Raw genomic sequence first — 19,846 nt, 5'->3', positions numbered from 1 at the left:
CCCGGCGAACGAGAACCTGCCGACTCAACCCGCCCGCCACTGATCCCAACCCAACTTCGCCACCAACGCCAACACCACCACCAACAGCACCACCCGCACGAACCCGGCACCCCGACGCAACGCCATCCGCGCACCCAGCATCGCCCCGGCCACGTTGCACACCGCCATCGCCGCGCCCAGCAACCACCACACATGCCCCGTCGCCGCGAACACCACCAACGCCCCCAGGTTCGTGCCCGCGTTGACCACCTTCGCCATCGCCGAACCGTGCACGAAATCCGCACCCACCAACGCGGTGAACGCCAACACCAGAAACGTCCCCGTACCCGGCCCGATCAACCCGTCGTACAACGCGATGCCCACCCCGGCCACCGCCACCGCCACAACCACCCGCAGCCGCGTGCGCCGCACCGGCTGCGCCACCACCCCCAACCGGGGACGCGACACCACGAACACCACCACCGACACCAGCACCACCAGCACCACCGGCCGGTACGCCCCCGCCGGCACCGACCCCGCCAGCGCCGCCCCCAGCCCCGCGCAACACACCGCCAACACCGCAGACGGCCCCGCCACCACCCAGTCGACCCTCGTACGCCGCGCGTACGTCACCGCCGCCGTCGACGTGCCCGCGATCGCCGCCAACTTGTTCGTGCCCAACGCCGTCGCCACCGGCACCCCCGGCGCCGCCACCAGCAACGCCGGCAACAACAGCAACCCGCCGCCACCCACCACCGCATCGACCCAACCAGCCATCGCGGCCACGGCGAGCAGGGTGGTCAACGACAGCGGGTCCAGGTCCACGGGCGGCCATTCTGCCCACCCGCCCCCACCGCCCGCGCCACCCTGTGGCCCACCTCACCAGGCCCGACACCCGGAACACATCTCGGTGAACCTCACCGACCCCGCCGCCGACGCACCCACAACCCCACCGCCGCCACCACGACGAACACCACCACCGAACACAGCAACACCTTGACCACCCGGCAACCATGCCACGCCGACGTAGGGTGCAAGAGTGCGCCTGGCCACCTTCAACCTGCTGCACGGCCGCTCCCTGCACGACGACCTCGTCGACCCCGACCGGCTCACCACCGCCGTCAAGGCCCTCGACGCCGACATCCTCGCCCTGCAGGAGGTCGACCGCGACCAGTCCCGCAGCGGCAACCTCGACCTCACCGCCATCGCCGCCCGCGCCCTCAGCGCCCCCGAACACCGCTTCGCCGCCGCCGTCGTCGGCACCCCCGGCGAAACCTTCCGCCCCCTACGGCACGACGACGACGGCCACGGCGAACCCTGCTACGGCATCGGCCTGATCAGCCGCCACCCCGTACGCACCTGGCAGGTCACCCGCCTCAAGCCCGCACCCGTACGATCCCCGATCTACATCTCCGGCCCCGGCGGCGGACTCCTCCTGCTCCGCGACGAACCCCGCGTCGTGCTCGCCGCCGTCCTGGACACCCCCCACGGACCACTCACCGTCGCCGCCACCCACCTGTCCTTCGTCCCCGGCTGGAACGCCCACCAACTACGCCGAGTCGTACGCGCCCTGCGCGCCCTGCCCGCACCCCGCATCCTGCTCGGCGACCTCAACCTGCCCGCCGGCCCCGCCCGCCTGCTCACCGGCTGGCAACCCCTCGGCCGCCACCCCACCTACCCGGCCGCCAACCCCCGAGTGCAACTCGACCACATCCTCGCCGACCGGCACGGCCTGGACCGACTGCCCCCGGTCACCGCCGTACACACCCCCCGCTCGACCATCTCCGACCACCGGCCCCTCGTCGTCGACCTCGGCTGATCCCCCCGTCGCCCCATCACGACCCGGGCAGACCACCCTGCGCCACCCGCAACGCGTTACGGAACAACATCGCCACCGTCGTCGGGCCCACCCCACCGACCCTCGGCGTGATCGCCCCCGCCACCTGTGCACACGACTCGTCCACATCCGGCAGCAACCGGCGGCCCTCGTACCGCACCCCACCACCGACAACCACCGCACCCGGACGCACATGCTCCGGCCGCACGATCCCCGGCACCCCGGCCGCCGCCACCAGGATCTCCGCCCGCCGCGTGTACCGCGGCCAGTCCGCCACCCCCGTGTGCACCACCGTCACCGCCGCGTTCGCCGTCTCCCGCTTCTGCGCCAACAGCATCGCCAACGGCCGCCCCAACGTCGCCCCGCGACCCAGGACCACCACCTCACGACCCGCCACCGGCACCCCGTGGTACGCCAGCAACGCCTCGATCCCCGCCGGCGTACACGGCAACGGACCCGGCAGACCCAACGCCAACCGACCCATGTTCACCGGGTGCATCCCATCCACGTCCTTGTCCGGGTCCAGCACCTGCAACGCCCGGTCGTAGTCCAGATGCCCCGGAATCGGATGCTGCACCAGCACCCCGTGCACCCCCGCGTCGGCGTTGAACTCCTCCAACACCGCGTGCAGATCCGCCTGCGACGCCGACGCCGGCAGATGCACGTGCGGCGACGCGAAACCCAACTCCGCCGCCTGCCGCTGCTTGATCCGGATGTACCCCGCGCTCGCGTCGTCGTCACCGACCAGCACCGTCGCCAACGACGGCGTCACCCCCGCCGCGCGCAACGCCGCCACACCCTCGGCCACCTCGGACAGGATGCGCTCCGCCACCGGCTTACCCGGCAGCAGCCGAGCCGTGGCGGTCGTGGAAGAAGAGGAAACGGACATGGCTCACCTCGCCCACGGAGGCCCAGGCGGTCGACCCCCGCGACGAGCTCCCCGATGGTTCACCCATCCCCGTGCCGCCAGTCGCGTACCACCCGTCAGCCTGCCACACCCACCGGCCGCAGCGCATCCACCACCGCTCGCGGCCACCAAGCTCCCGGAACCACAGACCCGAGCCACTGACCGCGGCCGTGCGCCACTACCTCGGCAGGATGTCGCCCAGCAGACCCGACAACACCCGGTGCGTCCGGTTCGACCGCACCGCCGCCCGCTGCTGGCCCGCCGTCACCTCGATGTACGTCTGCGACGACGCCAACGACGCATGCCCCAGCAACCGCATGATCTCCGCCGCGCTCGCCCCGTCCTCCGCCAACCGCGTCGCGAACGTGTGCCGCAACGCGTGCAACCGCGCACCCCGGGGCACCCGGTCACCGATACCCGCCCGCCGGTAACAGGAGTCCACCAGGTACTGCAGCCCACCCCGGCGCAGCGGCTCACCGCGCCGGTCCACCAGCAGCGGCGAATCCGGCCGTACGCTACGCGCCCCGAACCGTCGCGCCCGACTGTCCAGATAGGCCACCAGCACCCGGTCCAGCTCCGGCTCGATCGGCACCACCCGCGGCCGGCCGCCCTTGCCTGCCACGTCCACCCGCCGCTCACCGACCCGGCCGCCCACCGACGACACCCGCAACGCCAGCAGCTCCGACAGGCGCAGCCCCGCGCAGAGCGCCAACGCCACCACCGCCACGTCCCGCTCCGGCCACGGATCACGCTGCCGGGCATCCTCGCGCGCCACCGACTCCAGCAGTTCCTCCGGGGTGTCGTCACCGCGCAACGGCTTCGGCTGGGGGAGCGGGGTACGCGGACGACCCACCGCCGGCATCGGATTGCCGGCCACCACCCCCTCGGCCACCAGGAAGGTGAAGTAGGCGTTCCAGCTCGACCACGCCCGGTGCACCGACGCCGCAGCCCGGGGAGCGGCGAACCGGGCGAACGCCGCGCGCATGACCCGGGGGGAGAGGGCGGAGATCATGACCCGGTCGAGGGGGAGGGGAGGAGCGGCGTCCTCGCCCACCAGCGCGGCGACGGTGCGCAGGTCCCTCCGGTACGCCTCCAGAGTGTGCGGGGAGGGTTTACGGGTGGCCCGCGCGGTCAGGAACTCCTCGATCAGTCGCGCTACCGATTCGTCCTGTTTGTCATGCATAAGGGATATTATGCATGACTTTCGCTTTACCGTCGACCAGCCCTCGATCCCGTTGACGAAGAAAGGGGAGGGCCTGCGCCACGACCCGAGCGGGTGCGGCACCGAGGCCAGCAGGCGGCGATGCCGACAGGTTGCGCCGGCCGGTGCCGGCAGGCAGACCGGGGCTCGCCGCGGAAGCGGGAGCGGATCCGCGGCGAGGCGCCCAGCAGCGGGTCTGTCTGGTCGCGCCAGTGGGCTCCGCGAGGCCCACCGCGGCCCGGCCGAGCAACCTGGCCGAGTCGCTGGTCTTTGCCGTGGCGCGCCTGGCGCGCCACGGCAACCGGGCTGGCACCTCCGGGGAAGGCTGGTCGACCGGGCGGCGTGGAGGTGTGTCTGCGCCGGCCGTCCGCCGCTAGCAGGGAAGGGCCGCCGAGCAGGTTACTTGACATAATGTGCATTATCGAATCACCGCTGGATCGGCTGGGAAGGGGGCGGTTGGAGTGTGGACGCCCCACCAGCATCCCCACGCCTGTGACTGTGGGTGCTGACACGTCAGTGACTTGTCGCCCGGCGATCCGTGCGACCCGCTCAGCCCCACGGTTCGATCGCCACAGTCGCACGTCGACAGGCCGCGCCCCTCACGGCGTCGCGTCGGTCGGCACCGCTGGTGCGCCGCACAGCGACATCCGGGCACCTCACACCCCACCCCGGATGGCACCCCGAAACTTCCGGACCTCCAGACACCCTGGTGACCGCCGTCCAGGTGGCGCGCTGATCAGCAGCACCCCAGGAACTTCCGGAAATCTTCGTGGTTGACCGGCCGGGTCTCCGCTCCTAACGTTTCGGTCAAGTTACGGAAGTCGATCCGGAACTATCGGAGGCGTTCGCGGCCCCGCGACCGCTGTGGACGTACACCCGACATTCCCGCGTACGGCACCGCCCTGCGGCGTCGTGGAGTCCCGCACCTCTCCTGGACGCGGCGCGGCGGTCCACTCCGGAAGGACACGAGATGAAGCTGAGACGGTGGACAGCCGTCGCCGCGGTCGCCGTCGCGACCGTCGCGGCGCTGAACGCGCTGCCGGCCACGGCCGGGCGCCCCTACGACCCGACCGCGCAGAGCCTCGGCACGCTCGGGCAACGCCACGGCCTGCACATCGGCACCGCGGTCGACATGGACGCCCTCGCCGACCCCGCCGACCCGCGCTACCGCGAACTCGCCGCCTCGGAGTTCTCGTCGGTGACCGCCGAGAACGAGATGAAGTGGGAGAGCCTGGAGCCCACCCGGGGCAGCTACGACTGGGGGCCGGCCGACGCGTTCGTCGACTTCGCCAGGCGTAACGACCAGCGGATCCGTGGGCACGTCCTGGTCTGGCACAACCAGTTGCCCGGCTGGTTGACCAGCGGAGTGGCCGACGGTTCGATCAGTCGTGAGGAGTTGCGCGAGCTGCTGCGCAACCACATCACCGCCGTGGTCAGCCGCTACCGGGGCAGGATCTGGCAGTGGGATGTGGTCAACGAGGCCGTCAGCGACCCCTGGGACACTCCGTCCACGCTGCACTACAAGGGCTTCTGGGCTCAGCATCTCGGGCCCGGGTACATTGCCGACGCGTTCCGCTGGGCCCGCGCCGCCGACCCGAAGGCCCTGTTGTTCTACAACGACTACAACATCGAGGCCTTCGGCTCGGGCGACCCTGCCGACGACAAGACCCAGTTCGTGTACGACATGGCCAAGCGGCTGCTGGCCGAGGGTGTGCCGCTCGACGGTGTCGGCAGTCAGGGGCATCTGGGCACCCAGTACGGCAATTTCGACACCCTCCAGGTCGCCGCGGCGTTGAAGCGGTTCTCGGCGCTCGGCCTGGCCACGGCGTTCACCGAGGTGGACGTGCGCAGCCGGCTCACCGAGGGCGTGCAGACCGGGGACTCCGAGGAGATCAATCCCCGGTTGCAGGCGTCCGCGGCGAACTTCAGTGTGCTGCTCAAGGCGTGCCTGGCCGACCGGCACTGCCTGTCGTACACGGTCTGGGGTTTCAGCGACCGGCACTCGTGGGTGCCGGGTTGGTTCGACGACCCGCCGGAGGGACTGGCCACCCTCTACGACGAGCGGTACCAGCCCAAGCGGGCGTACCAGGAGGTGAAGGCGGACCTGATCTTCGCTGGTCCGCCGTACGTCCTCCCCCGTGCCACGCACCGTCCGCGCCGCTAGGTGTCTCCCGGCGGCACCGTCCGGGGCGTCCGCGGTCCGGGCGCGTGGCGCCGGCGGCACTTCGGTGCTGATCGACGGAAGTAGATGGGCTGACGCGCGAGCAGCAGGCCCTGCCCCGGGGCCTGCTGCTCGGTCGTACGGCCCGTTGCCCCGGGGCGGGATCGGACCTGTCCCCGTTCGGAAGGCTCGCCGATGTTCTCCACCGCTCCACCCCGTGGTCCCCGTCGCCGCGCCGGCACTGCTGCGGCGACGGTTCGGATCGTCGACACGGTGCCCGGGCGGGGCAAGCTGGTCAGCCTGACCTTCGACGACGGCCCGGACCCCGTGCACACGCCGCGCCTGCTCGACGTGCTGGGCGCGCACGAGGTGCCCGCGGTGTTCTTCGTCTGTGGCGAGCAGGTCGACCGGTGTCCCGATGTGGTTCGGCGCATCGTCGAGGAGGGACACGTGTTGGGCAACCACGGGACGTGCCATGACGACATGGCGCGGTGGCCGGCTGAGCGGGTCGAGGCCGATCTGCGTGGGACGCATGCGGCGATCATGCGGGCCGTACCGGATGCGCCTGTCCCCTGGTTCCGCGCACCCTACGGCGCGTGGGGTGGGACGCCGGCGGTGGCGGCGGGGCTGGGGATGACGTCGGTGGGTTGGCGTCTGGCGGTGACCGACTGGGAGCCGCCCGGCGTGGGCGAGCTGGTCCGCCGGTTGTGCGACGGGGTGAGGCCGGGTGCGGTGGTGCTGCTGCACGACGGGGGTGGGGATCGTAGTCAGACGGTCGAGGCGGTGGCGCGGGTCGTGCCGCTGTTGCGGGCCCGGCGCTGGCGGTTCGTGCTGCCGGACGGTGGCGCCGGTCGGGTCGGGGGTCGGTCCTGACGGGGTGAGGGCGGTGCGTCAGAGGCCGCCGGCGACGCGCAGGACCGCGCCGGTGGTGTAGGAGGCGTCGGGGCCGAGCAGCCAGGCGACGGCTCCGGCGACTTCGTCGGGTTCGCCTGCGCGGCCGAGGGGGACGCGGCCGGCGGCGGATTCGGCGCGGTCGGGCACGCCGGAGAGGGTGTGGATGTCGGTGCGGATGATGCCGGGGGCGACGGCGTTGACGCGGATGCCGTGTGGGGCGAGTTCCTTGGCCAGGCCGACGGTGAGGGTGTCGGTGGCGGCTTTGACGGCGGCGTAGTGGATGTACTCCCCCGGGCTGCCGAGGGTTGCGGCGGCGGAGGAGATGTTGACGATGGCGCCGCCACGGGTGAGTCGGCGGGCGGCCTGTTGGGCGCAGAGGACGTAGCCGATGAGGTTGACGTCGACGACGTGGCGCAGGTCGTCGACGCGGAGGTCGGTGAAGGGCCCGATGGGGCTGGTGACGCCGGCGTTGTTGATCAGTGCGGTGACGGGGCCGAGATCGGCGGCGGCGTCGAAGAGGCGGGTGATCTGGTCGGGGTCGGTGGTGTCGGCGGGTACGGCGACGGCGTGTCGGCCGTGGGCGCGGATGTCGGCGACGACCTGTGCGGCGGCGTGGTGGTCGCGGCGGTAGCCGATGGCGACGTGGTGGCCTTCGGTGGCGAGGCGGCGGGCGGTGGCGGCGCCGATGCCGCGGCTGCCGCCGGTGATGACGGTGACCGGATTCACTGGACCTCTCCCCTGCCCCGGTGGACGCCGGTGACCTTACCGTGGCGGGCCGGCGGCGGATCGTGGTTGGTTTCCGGTGGCCGCGGGCCTATGGTGTCGGGCATGGGTCCGGTCGGCCAGGCGGTGGTGTGCGCCGTCGTCACCTCGGTGGCGGCGGGTTCTGCCGTGCGTGGGCGGGTGGCCGGGCGGTCCGGTGCGCGGGTGGCCGGTGGCCGGGGCGCGGTGCGGGGTGGGCAGCCCCGGCCGGTGCCGGCGGGTCGGGGCCCGCCGGTGGTGTTCGTCTTTCACGGACCAGCCACCTCAGGGCGGAGCTTACGAGCTTCGGCCTTTTTTCTTTTTCGGGAGACGATGATGGGCACTGATGTCGATGTCGCCGACGACCGTTGGTTGCGTGGTGTGCGGGCTGCGCTGACGGCGCAGTTCGAGGAGCAGACGGCGCGGTTGACGCAGCTGACCGCGGACACCGGCGACCCGGGTGAGGTGGACACGCAGGCGGCGCTGGTGGCGGCGACGCGGCGGAGTCTGGAGCAGATCACCGGGGCGTTGACGCGGCTGGCCGAGGGGCGGTACGGGGTGTGTGAGGGGTGTGCCGCGCCGATGCCGCGGGAGCGGTTGGAGGTGCTGCCGCACGCCCGGTTCTGCGTGCCGTGTCAGAGCCGGCGGGGTCGTTGAGGTGAGGCGGGGGCGTCGGTGCGGCGCCCCCGCCGTCGTCGTGGTGGGTTTTGTCGCTGAGGTGGCGGCGGTGTGGGGTGACCTAGGCTCTGGCGTCGGTGGGTCGAGGTGGAGGTGTGTGGTGGGTGGTGTGGGCGTCGGTGACCTGGTCGACGATTTCGAGTTGCCGGACGAGACGGGTGCGTCGCGGCGGTTGTCGGAGTTCCTGGCGGTCGGTCCGGTGGTGTTGTTCTTCTATCCGGCGGCGATGACGCGGGGGTGTACGGCGGAGAGTTGTCACTTTCGGGATCTGGCGGCGGAGTTCGCGGCGGTGGGTGCGCAGCGGGTGGGGATCAGCCGGGATGCGGTGCGGCGGCAGGCGGAGTTCTCCCGGCGGCACGGGTTCGACTATCCGCTGCTGTCGGATGTCGACGGGCGGGTGGCGGGGGTGTTCGGGGTGCGGCGGCGGTTGCCGTTGGGGCCGTTGAGCACACGGCGGATGACGTTCGTGATCGGTCAGGATCGGCGGGTGCTGGCGGTGGTCCACAGTGAGCTGGACATGAATGCTCATGCGGATCAGGCGTTGCGGGCGCTCGGGGGTTGATCTTTTCTCTGTCGGTGCCGGCTGGTATCAAGGGCGGAATCAGACACGTGTACGGGAGAGGGCTGTGATGGCGGGCCAGGGTTTGTCCGATGACGAGGTGCAGGGCATCCGGGAGGCGTTGGCGGCGGGCCGCAAGCCCAAGGTGGTGTTCACGGCGTCGGCGGGGCAGGTCGCCGGGCAGGTGGGCCAGGTGGTGGAGTTGACCGATCCGGCGGTGTCCGAGGAGTTCGTGGTGGTGCGGTTCGGTCGCGACGAGTTGCCCTTCTCCCCCGGTGATGTGGCGATCGCGCCGAAGGGCGCGGGGCGCAAGGTGGCGGAGTCGAGGCCGGAGCCGCAGGTCGAGCCGGCGGTGACGGCAGAGCCGGAGTTCGTGTTGGACACGCCGCGGGTGCCGGCGTCGCGGCGGGAGGAGCCGACGGTGGAGCAGCAGGTGGAGGCGAAGCCGGCGGCCCGGCGGGCGGTGAAGGTGGCCCGGCCGAAGAGCCCGGCGGGTCTGACGGTGACTCTCGCCTACGCCGAGGGTGAGTGGACGGTGGCGGCGCAGCAGGGTGCGAAGGCGCTGGCGAAGCCGTACGTGGTGAAGCCGGTGGAGGCGTTGCGGATGGTGGCGTTGGTGGACGTGCCGGGGGTGCAGGAGGCGGTGGAGCAGATCCTGGCCGCGGAGCGGGCGGAGGCGGAGCAGCAGGCGGAGAAGCTGCGTGCGGAGCTCGCGGAGATCGAGGCGCGGCTGGCGGAGTTGCGCGACGCCCGCTGAGCGGGGCGCGTGCCGTGGCGTAGGAAGCGCCACGGCACGCGGGCCGGTCAGAAGTAGTCGTGCAGGTGGGCCGGTCCCCCGGCGGCGAGCAGGTCCAGGGCGTGGGGTGGGGTGCCGGTCGGGTGGTGCAGCAGGCCGGCGTGGGCGGCGGCGGCCGCTGTGGTGGCGCCGGTGTAGAGCAGGGCGAAGCCGCGCACGCTCAGGTGCAGGTCGGCGTCGGTGTCGGTGCGGCGTAGTTCGGCGGTGCCGTCGGCGATGTCGAGTTGCCAGGTGCCGGTGTTCCAGTCGGCGAGCGGGTCGTCGAGGGTGAAGGTGACGCTGCCGCGTACGTGGGGTGGCCAGCCGCGGTCGCGTACGGCGCGGGTGACGTCGACGGGGCGGTGCATCCAGGTGTCCTGGTCGTGTTCGCGGGTGCTTTCCAGGGGCAGCGTGGCGGCGAGGGCGTCGCCGGGCAGCAGGGTCAGGCGCAGGGTGGGGGCGACGCTGTGCCAGCTGGCGAGGACTGCGACGAGTTCCCGCGCGGCGTCGGCGGTGGTGGCCAGGACGTCGTCGACGGTGAGGACGCTGTCGTGTCCGTAGCCACGGCCGCGTTGCCAGCCGGCGTAGCCGACGAGCCGTCCGTGGTCCTCGACGAGGGTGAGCCCGTCGTAGGGCAGGTCGTCGGTGGCGAAGAGCGGTCCGCGTCGGGTCAGCATGCCGCAGCGGTGCCGGGCGGTCTGTTCGTAGAGGTCGGCGACTGCGGTGAGGTCGGCGGGGCCGCCGGCGCGGACGCTCAGGTGGTCGGCGCGCCGGTGCCGGGGCAGTGTGGCGGTGGGCAGGGCGACGGTGCGCAGCGTGCCGGCGACCTCCCAGCCGCAGGCGCGGTAGGGGGCGCTGACGGTGGGGAACAGCGCGCTGACGGCGGCGCCGCGGTCGTGGGCGTCGCGCAGCAGGGCGCGCAGCAGGGCGCGGGCGATGCCCCGGCCGCGTGCCTCGGGGGCGACGGCGACTCCGGCGACGTCGGCGGCGGCGACGGGGCGGCCGGCCCACCACTGGTCGTGGTGCAGGTCGACGGCTTTGCCGAGCAGCCGGCCGGTGTCGTCGAAGGCGCCGTAGCGGGTCAGGCCGGCGCGGGGTGCGGTGGCGGCGGGTGGGGGTTGCGGGTCGGAGCCGAAGGCCAGTCGGCCGAGTTGCCAGGCGTCGGTGAGTTCGGCGTCGGTGAGTTCGCGGACGGTGACGGGCATCGGGCCACGATAGTGCGCGGGTCGTGGCGGGCGCGGCGGGTTTTCCCCCGGGGTGGGGACGTGCCGCGGGGCCGGTGCGACCCCCTCGCACCGGCCCCGCGTCCCGCGCCCCCGCAGGTCTTCAGTGTTGTGGGATGTTCACTACCCCGATCCGCTTGCGGAACACCCAGTAGGTCCAGCCCTGGTAGGCCAGCACGATGGGGGTGAAGACCACCGCCACCCAGGTCATGATCTTCAGGGTGTAGGGGGTGGAGGCGGCGTTGGTGGCGGTCAGGGTGCCGGCCGGGTCGAGGGTCGAGGGCAGCACGTTGGGGAACAGCGCCGCGAACAGGGTCGCCACGGCCAGGGCGATGGCGACGGCGGTGCCGGTGAACGCCCAGCCTTCGCGGCGGGCCCGGGCGGCGGCGAGTCCGCCGAGCAGGGCCAGCGCCGCGCCGACGGCGAGCACCACGGCGGCGGCGCTGGAGCGGATGCTCAGGGTCCAGGTCAGGAACGCCACCGCGGCCACGGCGGCGCCGAGGCCGAGCTTGACGGCGAGGGCTCCGGCGCGGTCGCGGACCTCGCCGGTGGTCTTCAGGGCGATGAACACCGCGCCGTGGGTGAGGAACAGCGCCGCGGTGGTCACGCCGCCGAGCAGGGCGTACGGGTGCAGCAGGTCGAGCAGGCCGCCGACGTACTCGTGGTCGGCGTCCAGCGGCACGCCGCGCAGGATGTTGGCGAAGGCGACGCCCCACAGGATCGCCGGCAGCAGCGAGCCCCAGAAGATGGCCGCGTCCCAGCGGCGTTTCCAGGACGCCTCGGGGCGCTTGTGGCGGTACTCGAAGGCGACGCCCCGGGCGATCAGGGCGAGCAGGATCAGCAGCAGCGGCAGGTAGAAGCCGGAGAAGAGGGTGGCGTACCACTCGGGGAAGGCGGCGAACATGGCGCCGCCGGCGGTGATCAGCCAGACCTCGTTGCCGTCCCAGACCGGGCCGATGGTGTTGATCAGGACGCGACGTTCCCGGTCGTCGCGGCCGAGGACGGGCAGCAGCATGCCGACGCCGAAGTCGAAGCCTTCGAGGATGAAGTAGCCGGTGAAGAGCACGGCGACGAGGAGAAACCAGATGGTGGTCAGTTCCACGGTGGGCTCCGGGATCAGTAGGCGAAGGCGAGCGGGCGCTCGGCGTCGTCGTCGGTGTCGTCGGGTTCGGCGGTGGGGGTGAGGTCGGGGACGCCGGCCTTGGCGTAGCGGACGAGCAGTTTGAACTCGATGACGGCGAGGGCGGCGTAGATGAGGGTGAAGGCGGTGAAGGAGGTGAGGACCTCGGTCAGGGAGACGCTGCGGGAGACGCCGTCGCGGGTGAGCATCTCGCCGAAGACGATCCAGGGTTGGCGGCCCATCTCGGTGAAGATCCAGCCGAAGGAGTTGGCCAGCAGCGGCAGTACGGGCAGGATCAGGCCGGCGCGTAGCAGCCATCGGCTGGTGGGGGTGCGGCCCTTGCGTTGGGTCCAGAGGACGAGCAGGGCGATCGCGGCGGCGGCCATCCCGAAGCCGATCATGAAGCGGAAGCTCCAGTAGGTGACCGGGATGATCGGGGTGTAGCTGCCGGCGCCGTACTGGCTGGCGTACTGGGCCTGCAGGTCGTTGATGCCCTGGACGGTGCCGTCGGGGTCGCCGGTGCCCAGGTACGACAGCAGGTACGGGATCTTGATGGCGAAGATCTCGCGGCTGCCGTCGAGGCTGCCGATGGTGAGTACGGAGAACGAGGCGGGGCTCTCGGTGGTGTAGAGGCCTTCGGCGGCGGCCATCTTCATCGGCTGCACCTGCGTCATGATCTTGCCTTGGATGTCGCCGGTGATCGTCACCAGGGCGGCGGAGACGAGCACCACCCAGGCGCCGAACTTCGTGGCGAAGCGGTAGGCGCCGGTGTCGGCGCTGTCGCGGTTGCGCATGACGTGCCAGAGGCCGACGGTGACGACCAGTGAGCCGGCGACCAGGAACGAGCCGGCGAGGGTGTGCGGGAAGGTGATCAGCGCGACCTTGTTGGTGAGCACGGCGACGAAGTCGGTCAGTTCCGCCCGGCCGGTCTCCGGGTTGATGGTGTAGCCGACGGGGTTCTGCATGAACGAGTTCGCGGCGAGGATGAAGTACGCGCTGAGGTTGGTGCCGATCGCGGCGGCCCAGATGCTGGCCAGGTGCAGCCGCTTGGGCAGCCGGTCCCAGCCGAAGATCCACAGGCCGATGAAGGTCGATTCCAGGAAGAACGCGACCAGGGCCTCGATGGCCAGGGGTGCGCCGAAGATGTCGCCGACGAAGCGGGAGTAGTCGCTCCAGTTCATGCCGAACTGGAATTCCTGCACGATGCCGGTGACCACGCCCATCGCGAAGTTGATCAGGAAGAGCTTGCCGTAGAACTTGGTGAGCTTGAGGTAGCGCTCGTTGCCGGTGCGGTGCCACAGGGTTTGCAGGATCGCCACCAGGATCGACAGCCCGATGGTCAGGGGCACGAAAAGGAAGTGGTAGACGGTGGTGACACCGAACTGCCAGCGGGCGACGTCCAACGCGTCCACCGGTAACCCTCCAGATGTTCATACTACGAGACGTAGTAGATACTACTGCGCGTCGTAGAAAGATGGGCAGGGTCGGGAGGCCCGAGCCGACCCGGGACCAATGACCCTGATCACCTCTGCCGGTGGACCCGGTGCCGCCCCCCACCGGCTTGCGCGCGCATGCGACCATCCACCCCTGATGGACACCCTGACCTCCCCGTGGCGACCGCCGCTGCTCTGGCGAGCCGCCCAGGCCCTCGCCCGCGCCGTCGTCGCCCTGCTCGCCCGACTGGAGGTCACCGGCGACGTGCCGGAGCACCTGCGTGGCGGGCCGCTGATCCTGGCCGCCAACCACATCAGCCCGTTCGACCCGATCGTCCTCGGCGCCGCCTGCCGCGCCCGCGGCGTCGCACCCCGGTTCATGGCCACCGGCGGGCTGTTCCGCGCCCCCGTCCTGGGCGCGCTCATGCGCCACGCCGGGCACCTGCGTGTCGACCGGGGCACCGCCGCCGTGCACCGGGCCCTCGACGACGCCGCCGCGGCCGTCGCCGCCGGCTCCGTCGTGCTCGTCTACCCGGAGGGACGCATCGGGTTGGACCCGGGCATGTGGCCCGAACGCGGCAAGACCGGCACCGCCCGGCTCGCCCTGGCCTGCGGCGCCCCGATCGTCCCGGTCGCCCAGTGGGGCTCGCACGAGGTGCTCCCCTACCGTGCGCCCAAGGGCATGCTGCGCGGCATCGCCCGCGCCCTGCTGCGGCGGCCGGTGATCCGGGTCCGCTTCGGTGACCCGGTCTACCTGCGCGACCTGCACCACGGCACCCCCGGCGTGGCGCGGCGGGCCACCGACCGGATCGTCGACGCGATCACCGACACCCTCGTGCCGCTGCGCCTCGACGAGCCCGACCGGCCCCGCCACGTCGATCCCGGGCGTCCGGTCGACACCAGCCGGGTGCACCGCCGCCGGGCGGGCTGACCCGTCGGGCCGCCCGCCCGGCCGGCGTCACGCGGGCATGCCCAGGAACGGCGCCAGTTGCTCCTCCTCGTAGGCCAGGTGGGCCAGCACCTGGTCGGTCAGCCGCGCCACCTCCCGGCGCAGCACCTCCCGGTCCGGGTTCGGCGCCGACAGGACGGTACGCAACTGCTGCAGCAGCGCGGCCATCGTCCGGTGCTCCACCTCGATCCGCTGCATGACCGGGGCCAGTTCGGGGTGGTTGTCGGCCAGCCACGGGAACAACCCGGTGTCCTCCTGCTCGTGGTGGCCGTGCAGCCCCTGGCACAGCGTCAGGCAGTTGACCCGCAGCTGCGCGCCGATCCGCGCCCCCGAGCGTTCGACCTCGTCGCGGATGAGCGCCAGCTCCCGCCGGAAGGCGTCGTGCACGGCCACCAGGGCCGCACCCGGCGGTCCGGTCGGCGAGATCGGCGGACCGGGCACCTGCTCCAGCGCCACCACCGGCAGCTGACGCCCCGCCCTGTCCTGGTACTCGGCCCACCCCGGGTGGGCCTCGGCGGCCCGGGCGAAGGCCCGGTCCCGGTCGGCGGCGTCGAGCACCTCCGCGCGGGCACGATAGGTGAAGACCCCGTCCTCGACGGTGACCATGGGGTCGGCCAGCAGGTTGCGGAACCACTGCGGGTCGCGCGGCGCGCCTCCGGCGGAGGCGATCACCAGGACCCGGTCGCCGTCGGGCAGATACCCCAGCGGGGTGGTGTGCGGGGCGCCGGTGCGCGCCCCGGTGGTGGTGAGCAGCAGCAGACGGGCGCCGTCTGACCAGCCGTCGACGCGGCCGGCGTTGGCGCGGAACTCCTCGATGACACGAGTGTTGACGTCATTGGGCATACGGGTACGAGCTCCAGGCGGACGTGCGCGCCGCAGGGCGGACGCGGAAGGGTCGGAGAACGCGGACGTCGACGGACGATCACGCGAAAGGTCGCACCGGCGAGGTGCGCGGGGACAGTGGGGGCGCGACGGGAACGACGGCACCCGGCGTGCAGGGCCTGGACGCGCGAGGCGGGCTCCGGGCCCGCCTCGGCTTCACGCGTCGGCCGGGTGCCCTGTCTCATCGTGGCCCATGGCCGACCCGGCAGTCACGACATCGACCCTAATGCCTACGTGCGCCGATGGGCAACGTGTTCCGCGTCCGCTGCCGTGTTGGAGGGGACCGACCGGATCATCGGCACGTCGACCCCGGCCGCCCGGTGGACACCAGCCGTGCCCACCGCCGCCGACCGGGCGGCTGAACCCGGGCCACGGTGGTGGCGAGGCGCCGCGTGCCGCGCCCAGCACCGGCCGCCGCGCCCGAGGGGAGCCACCCCTGTCCGGCTGCCGTGTTGTCGCTCCCGTTACCACGCGGTAAATTGACCTTCATCGTGCTCCTGATCGAGAGGCGGCAGTCCTGGACGTCGCGCTGGCCTTCGACGCCACCTACGCCCCCCACGCGGCAGTCGTGATGTCCACCGTGGCCGCGCAGACGCCGGGGCCACTGCGGTTCTGGCTGGTCGCCGGTGACGATGTCGCCGAGCGGACCCGCGTCGACATGGCCCGGGCGGCCGGGCCGGAGGCCACGGTCTGTTTCCTGACGGTGGACCCGCCACAGATCCGCCTGCCCGGTTCCCGCAACCCCAGTCTGAGCTACCTCTCCCCCGCGATGTACCTGCGGCTGCTTATCCCCCCGGCGCTGCCACCGGAGGTGGACCGGCTGCTCTACCTCGACTCCGACGTGCTCTGCACCGGCTCGCTGGCGCAGCTGCGCGACGTCGACCTGGCCGGCACGCCGGTCGGCGCGGTACGGGACGCGTTCACCCGCCGGCTCATCGACGCCGGCGGCCTACCCGGCATCTACGGTTCCCGTGACCTCGACGCCCAGGCCCCGTACTTCAACTCCGGCGTGCTGCTCATCGACGTGCCGCGGTGGAAGGAACTCGACGTCACCAGCAAGGCCCTCGACTACGTCACCCGCCACGCCCACGAGTCGCGCTTTCCGGACCAGGACGCCCTCAACTACGCGGTGTACGGCAACTGGACCCGGCTGTCCAAGCGCTGGAACCACATGATGGCGTGGCGGCTCGACCCGGGTATCGGCGGGAGCCTCACGGACGCGTCCATCCTCCACTTCGCCGGCCCGGTGAAGCCCTGGCAGCCCAGCTTCCCGAAGGGCGCGCACCGGCAGCTGTACTGGAGCCACCGTCGCCGCACCGACCCGACCGGCATCCGGCGCAGGTTGCCCGACCTCGTCCAGGGCGGCCGGTAGCGGTCCGGGTCGACACGTCAGGGACCGGCCGGCGTTCAGCGGGGCGCGGCGGTCAGCCGGGCGTCGAGCGCGTCGAGGTCGGGGACGAACCACACATGATCGGCCCGGTTGGACTCGTGCACCAGCGCCCGCAGCGCCGCGCTGGCCGCGAGGTGGGCGGAGATGTCCCCGACCACGACCAGGCGCAGCCGGTAGTTGACGAACTTCTGCATGACCTCGCCGGCGAAGCGGGTGCCGAGGGAGAAGAAGTCGGCGTCCAGCCGGCTCGCGGGCACGGCCACCACCTCCGCGCCGAGGAAGGCCGCGCCGATCAGGTCCAGCGCGTCGGCCACGGTGGCCACCGGCGGGCCGGCCGGGTCGCACACCAGCACCCCGACCCCGGCCCGCTGCTGCACCTCGTCAGCCATCGTGGGCCTCCCCCGCGAGCAGGCCGTTGCCGTCGGTGAGCACGGCGTCGAGCAGGTGCAGCACCTCGGCGGTGTCGCACGCGCCGCCGATCAACACGATCTTCATTCGCTGTCGCTCCTCGTCGTGGACGGTCTGGACCCGCAGCGGCCCGGCCCGGTGGGTGTTGACGCCGGCCAGCACGAGTGTGGCCAGCCGGTCGGCCGCCGCCCGGTCGACGCCGTCGAGCTGCACGATGCTGGAGACCTCCAGCGTGGTGACCGGGCCCGGCGGCGGCTGCGTCCGGCCGAGCAGCGCGTCGAGGTCGGCCGGGGCGATCCGGTACTGCTTGCCGATGCGCACCGCGCGCAGCCGACCCGAGCGGATGTAGCCGCGTACGGTGCGCACGTGCAGGTCGAGCAGGTCGGCCACCTGCTCGACGGAGTACATGTCGTTACCCATAGGACCCTTATTAAGCCATAACAGGGAACGATGGGGAAGTTTATTGTCGTGCCGCCCGGTGAGCACCGGCCCGTCACCCGGCGGCCACCCGCGGCAGGCATACTGCGTCGCGTGCCGACCCCATCCGGTTACCTCGACGCGCCCGGGCCACTGGCCTTCGCCCACCGCGGTGGCGCCGCCGACGGCGACGAGAACACCGCCGAAGCGTTCGCCCGGGCGGTCGGGCTCGGCTACCGGTACGTCGAGACCGACGTGCACGCCACCGCGGACGGGGTGGCCGTCGTCTTCCACGACGCGACGCTGCACCGGGTCACCGGCACCCCGGGGCGCATCGCCGACCTGCGCTGGGCCGACCTCGCCTCGGTACGCGTCGGCGGCGCGGCGGTCGTACCCCGGCTGGACGAGGTCCTGGCCGCCTGGCCGCGGGTCCGGTTCAACATCGACGTCAAGGCCGACGGTGGCGTCGAGCCCACGGTGGCCACGGTGACCCGGACGGGCGCGGGTGAGCGGGTGCTGCTGGCGTCGTTCAGCGACGCCCGGCTGGTCCGGCTGCGGGCGCTGACCCAGGGCCGGGTGGCGACCAGCCTCGGCATGCGCGGGGTGGCCCGGCTGCGGCTGGCCTCGCTGCACGGGCGGCAGCTGCGGCTGCCGGAGTCGGTGGTCGCCGCTCAGGTCCCGCCCCGCTACGGCCGGGTGCCGGTGGTCGACCGCCGGTTCCTCGCCTACTGTCACCGGCTCGGGCTACAGGTGCACGTCTGGACGATCGACGAACCCGCCCAGATGCACGACTTACTTGATCTTGGGGTGGATGGCATCATGACCGATCACGTCGGCGTGCTGCGCGACGTCTACCGCAGCCGCGGCCACTGGGCCGCCTGAACCCCCGGCGGAGGAACCCGATGGCCGAGACCGTCACCCCTGCGGTGGACACCCCTCCACCGGCCAGCACCCGCCGCGAACGCACCGGCTGGTACGTCTACGACTGGGCCAACTCGGCCTTCCAGACCACGGTCATCACCGTGTTCCTCGGCCCGTTCCTCACCACCGTGGCGGAACTGGCCGCCGGGTGCACGATCGACGCCGACAGCTGCGACGGTCACGTGTACCCGCTCGGCATCAAGGTCGCCGCCGGCTCCTACTACCCGTACCTGATCTCCCTGTCGGTGTTCCTCACCGTCTTCGTGCTGCCCGTCATCGGGGCCGTCGCCGACCGGTCGCTGCACAAGAAGCGGCTGCTCGCCGCCGCCGCGTTCACCGGCGCCGGCGCGACCATCGGCTTCCTCTTCGTCACCGGCGAGCGCTACCTGCTCGGCGGTGCGCTGTTCCTGGTGGCCAACATCGCCTTCGGCGCGGCGGTGGTCGTGTACAACTCGTTCCTGCCGCAACTCGGCGGCCCCGACGAACGCGACGCGATCTCCAGCCGCGGCTGGGCCATCGGCTACCTCGGTGGCGGCCTGCTGCTGGCGTTGAACCTCGTCGCCGTCACGGTGCTCAGCGAGGACGGCAACCCGCAACGCACCCTGGACCTGGCCCGCTGGTCCATCGTGTCGGCCGGCGTGTGGTGGGCGGCGTTCACCCTGGTGCCGCTGCGCTGGCTGCGCGAGCACCCCACCGCCGAGGCGCTGCGCGGCGGCGGCAACGTGCTCACCGACGGGTTCCGCCAGCTCGGCCGCACCCTGCGGGAGATCAAGGCGTACCCGCTGACACTGTTCTTCCTGCTCGCCTTCCTGGTCTACAACGACGGCATCCAGACCGTCATCACCCTCGCCAGCCAGTACGGCACCGAGGAACTGCGGCTGAAGCAGGACACCCTGATCGTGACGATCCTGCTGGTGCAGTTCCTCGCCTTCGGCGGCGCGCTCACCCTCGGTGCCCTCGCCCGGCGTATCGGGGCCTGGAAGACGGTGCTGCTGTCGCTGGTGCTGTGGACCGCGGTGATCGTCGGCGCGTTCCGGCTGCCCGCCGAGGCGCCGCTGCCGTTCATGCTGCTCGGCGGCGCGATCGGCCTGGTCCTCGGCGGCAGCCAGGCGCTGAGCCGGTCCCTGTTCAGCCAGCTCATCCCCGCCGGCAAGGAGGGCGAGTACTACGGCTTCTACGAGATCAGCGACAAGGGCACCAGCTGGCTCGGGCCGCTCGCCTTCGGCCTGGTGTTCCAGCTCACCTCCTCCTACCGGGTGGGCCTGGTCTCACTGCTGATCTTCTTCGTGGTCGGCTTCGCGCTGCTGGCCGCCGTGCCGATCCGGCGTGCCATCGTCGCCGCCGGCAACACCCCACCGCGCGTGCTGTAGG

Annotated in this window: 20 protein-coding genes and 1 riboswitch; of the genes, 10 read left to right on the top strand and 10 right to left on the bottom strand. The window is 72.1% G+C overall.

Going from position 1 to position 19,846, the window contains the following annotated elements:
* Window positions 1–24: 24 nt before the first annotated feature.
* Entirely contained in the window at window positions 25–798 is a 774-nt protein-coding gene (locus GA0070560_RS24690; RefSeq protein ID WP_425412710.1) for a sulfite exporter TauE/SafE family protein, read from the bottom strand.
* 220 nt (window positions 799–1,018) lie between these two features.
* Between GA0070560_RS24690 and GA0070560_RS24685 the strand changes: the two genes are divergently transcribed.
* A complete protein-coding gene (locus GA0070560_RS24685) occupies window positions 1,019–1,798 on the top strand; it encodes an endonuclease/exonuclease/phosphatase family protein (protein ID WP_091301989.1) in 780 nt (259 codons plus the stop codon).
* Window positions 1,799–1,814: 16 nt separating this feature from the next.
* Here GA0070560_RS24685 and GA0070560_RS24680 read toward each other — a convergent pair whose 3' ends face one another.
* A complete protein-coding gene (locus GA0070560_RS24680) occupies window positions 1,815–2,705 on the bottom strand; it encodes a bifunctional 5,10-methylenetetrahydrofolate dehydrogenase/5,10-methenyltetrahydrofolate cyclohydrolase (protein WP_091301987.1) in 891 nt (296 codons plus the stop codon).
* A 13-nt stretch (window positions 2,706–2,718) separates the two neighbouring features.
* A riboswitch (ZMP/ZTP riboswitch) is annotated at window positions 2,719–2,800 on the bottom strand.
* 101 nt (window positions 2,801–2,901) lie between these two features.
* Window positions 2,902–3,906 carry a tyrosine-type recombinase/integrase gene (locus tag GA0070560_RS24675; RefSeq protein ID WP_091301984.1) on the bottom strand — a complete coding sequence of 335 codons (1,005 nt, stop codon included), beginning with the start codon at window positions 3,904–3,906 and terminating at the stop codon, window positions 2,902–2,904.
* 988 nt (window positions 3,907–4,894) lie between these two features.
* Between GA0070560_RS24675 and GA0070560_RS24670 the strand changes: the two genes are divergently transcribed.
* The gene (locus GA0070560_RS24670) at window positions 4,895–6,088 is read left to right on the top strand and encodes an endo-1,4-beta-xylanase (protein ID WP_091301982.1); all 1,194 of its coding nucleotides are present in this window, start codon (window positions 4,895–4,897) and stop codon (window positions 6,086–6,088) included.
* 192 nt (window positions 6,089–6,280) lie between these two features.
* Window positions 6,281–6,958, top strand: a complete 678-nt coding sequence (locus GA0070560_RS24665) for a polysaccharide deacetylase family protein (protein WP_091301981.1) — start codon at window positions 6,281–6,283, stop codon at window positions 6,956–6,958.
* Between the two features lie 18 nt (window positions 6,959–6,976).
* Here the strand turns inward: GA0070560_RS24665 and GA0070560_RS24660 are convergent, their stop codons facing one another.
* Window positions 6,977–7,705: an SDR family NAD(P)-dependent oxidoreductase gene (locus GA0070560_RS24660; RefSeq protein ID WP_091301979.1), complete on the bottom strand. Its 729-nt coding sequence runs from the start codon at window positions 7,703–7,705 to the stop codon at window positions 6,977–6,979.
* Window positions 7,706–8,056: 351 nt separating this feature from the next.
* Between GA0070560_RS24660 and GA0070560_RS24655 the strand changes: the two genes are divergently transcribed.
* The 3 genes from GA0070560_RS24655 (at window position 8,057) to GA0070560_RS24645 (ending at window position 9,714) form a co-directional block, all read left to right on the top strand.
* A complete protein-coding gene (locus tag GA0070560_RS24655; protein WP_091302047.1) occupies window positions 8,057–8,377 on the top strand; it encodes a TraR/DksA family transcriptional regulator in 321 nt (106 codons plus the stop codon).
* Between the two features lie 118 nt (window positions 8,378–8,495).
* Window positions 8,496–8,960, top strand: coding sequence for a peroxiredoxin (locus GA0070560_RS24650; protein WP_091301965.1), 465 nt, complete (start codon window positions 8,496–8,498; stop codon window positions 8,958–8,960).
* A gap of 67 nt (window positions 8,961–9,027) precedes the next feature.
* A complete protein-coding gene (locus GA0070560_RS24645; RefSeq protein WP_091302045.1) occupies window positions 9,028–9,714 on the top strand; it encodes a hypothetical protein in 687 nt (228 codons plus the stop codon).
* 47 nt (window positions 9,715–9,761) lie between these two features.
* Here GA0070560_RS24645 and GA0070560_RS24640 read toward each other — a convergent pair whose 3' ends face one another.
* The 3 genes from GA0070560_RS24640 to GA0070560_RS24630 form a co-directional block, all read right to left on the bottom strand.
* Complete coding sequence (locus GA0070560_RS24640) at window positions 9,762–10,937, bottom strand: GNAT family N-acetyltransferase (RefSeq protein WP_091301962.1); 1,176 nt, start codon at window positions 10,935–10,937, stop codon at window positions 9,762–9,764.
* A gap of 121 nt (window positions 10,938–11,058) precedes the next feature.
* The gene (gene cydB / locus GA0070560_RS24635; protein WP_091301960.1) at window positions 11,059–12,057 is read right to left on the bottom strand and encodes a cytochrome d ubiquinol oxidase subunit II; all 999 of its coding nucleotides are present in this window, start codon (window positions 12,055–12,057) and stop codon (window positions 11,059–11,061) included.
* Between the two features lie 14 nt (window positions 12,058–12,071).
* Complete coding sequence (locus GA0070560_RS24630; RefSeq protein WP_091301958.1) at window positions 12,072–13,487, bottom strand: cytochrome ubiquinol oxidase subunit I; 1,416 nt, start codon at window positions 13,485–13,487, stop codon at window positions 12,072–12,074.
* Window positions 13,488–13,665: 178 nt separating this feature from the next.
* Between GA0070560_RS24630 and GA0070560_RS24625 the strand changes: the two genes are divergently transcribed.
* Window positions 13,666–14,439 (top strand): lysophospholipid acyltransferase family protein, encoded by a 774-nt coding sequence (locus tag GA0070560_RS24625; protein ID WP_091301956.1) that lies wholly within the window; start codon window positions 13,666–13,668, stop codon window positions 14,437–14,439.
* Window positions 14,440–14,466: 27 nt separating this feature from the next.
* Here GA0070560_RS24625 and GA0070560_RS24620 read toward each other — a convergent pair whose 3' ends face one another.
* The gene (locus GA0070560_RS24620; RefSeq protein WP_091301954.1) at window positions 14,467–15,300 is read right to left on the bottom strand and encodes a nitroreductase/quinone reductase family protein; all 834 of its coding nucleotides are present in this window, start codon (window positions 15,298–15,300) and stop codon (window positions 14,467–14,469) included.
* Between the two features lie 517 nt (window positions 15,301–15,817).
* On the opposite strand from GA0070560_RS24620, the gene GA0070560_RS24615 reads away from it, so the two are divergent.
* On the top strand, window positions 15,818–16,711 hold the full coding sequence (locus tag GA0070560_RS24615) for a glycosyltransferase (RefSeq protein ID WP_091301952.1): 894 nt from the start codon (window positions 15,818–15,820) through the stop codon (window positions 16,709–16,711).
* A gap of 35 nt (window positions 16,712–16,746) precedes the next feature.
* Here GA0070560_RS24615 and GA0070560_RS24610 read toward each other — a convergent pair whose 3' ends face one another.
* Together GA0070560_RS24610 and GA0070560_RS24605 are read right to left on the bottom strand one after the other, a co-directional pair.
* Window positions 16,747–17,118, bottom strand: a complete 372-nt coding sequence (locus GA0070560_RS24610) for a DUF4180 domain-containing protein (RefSeq protein WP_091301950.1) — start codon at window positions 17,116–17,118, stop codon at window positions 16,747–16,749.
* Window positions 17,111–17,557: a helix-turn-helix domain-containing protein gene (locus GA0070560_RS24605; protein WP_245675692.1), complete on the bottom strand. Its 447-nt coding sequence runs from the start codon at window positions 17,555–17,557 to the stop codon at window positions 17,111–17,113. Before GA0070560_RS24605 ends, GA0070560_RS24610 begins: the two co-directional genes overlap by 8 nt.
* Before the next feature lie 30 nt (window positions 17,558–17,587).
* On the opposite strand from GA0070560_RS24605, the gene GA0070560_RS24600 reads away from it, so the two are divergent.
* Window positions 17,588–18,436: a glycerophosphodiester phosphodiesterase family protein gene (locus tag GA0070560_RS24600; protein ID WP_425412709.1), complete on the top strand. Its 849-nt coding sequence runs from the start codon at window positions 17,588–17,590 to the stop codon at window positions 18,434–18,436.
* Between the two features lie 20 nt (window positions 18,437–18,456).
* Window positions 18,457–19,845: an MFS transporter gene (locus GA0070560_RS24595; protein WP_091301946.1), complete on the top strand. Its 1,389-nt coding sequence runs from the start codon at window positions 18,457–18,459 to the stop codon at window positions 19,843–19,845.
* Window position 19,846: the final 1 nt, after the last annotated feature.

The sequence above is a fragment of the Micromonospora halophytica genome (assembly GCF_900090245.1).
Lineage (GTDB): Bacteria > Actinomycetota > Actinomycetes > Mycobacteriales > Micromonosporaceae > Micromonospora > Micromonospora halophytica.
This window is presented reverse-complemented; position numbering and strand designations above follow the sequence as displayed.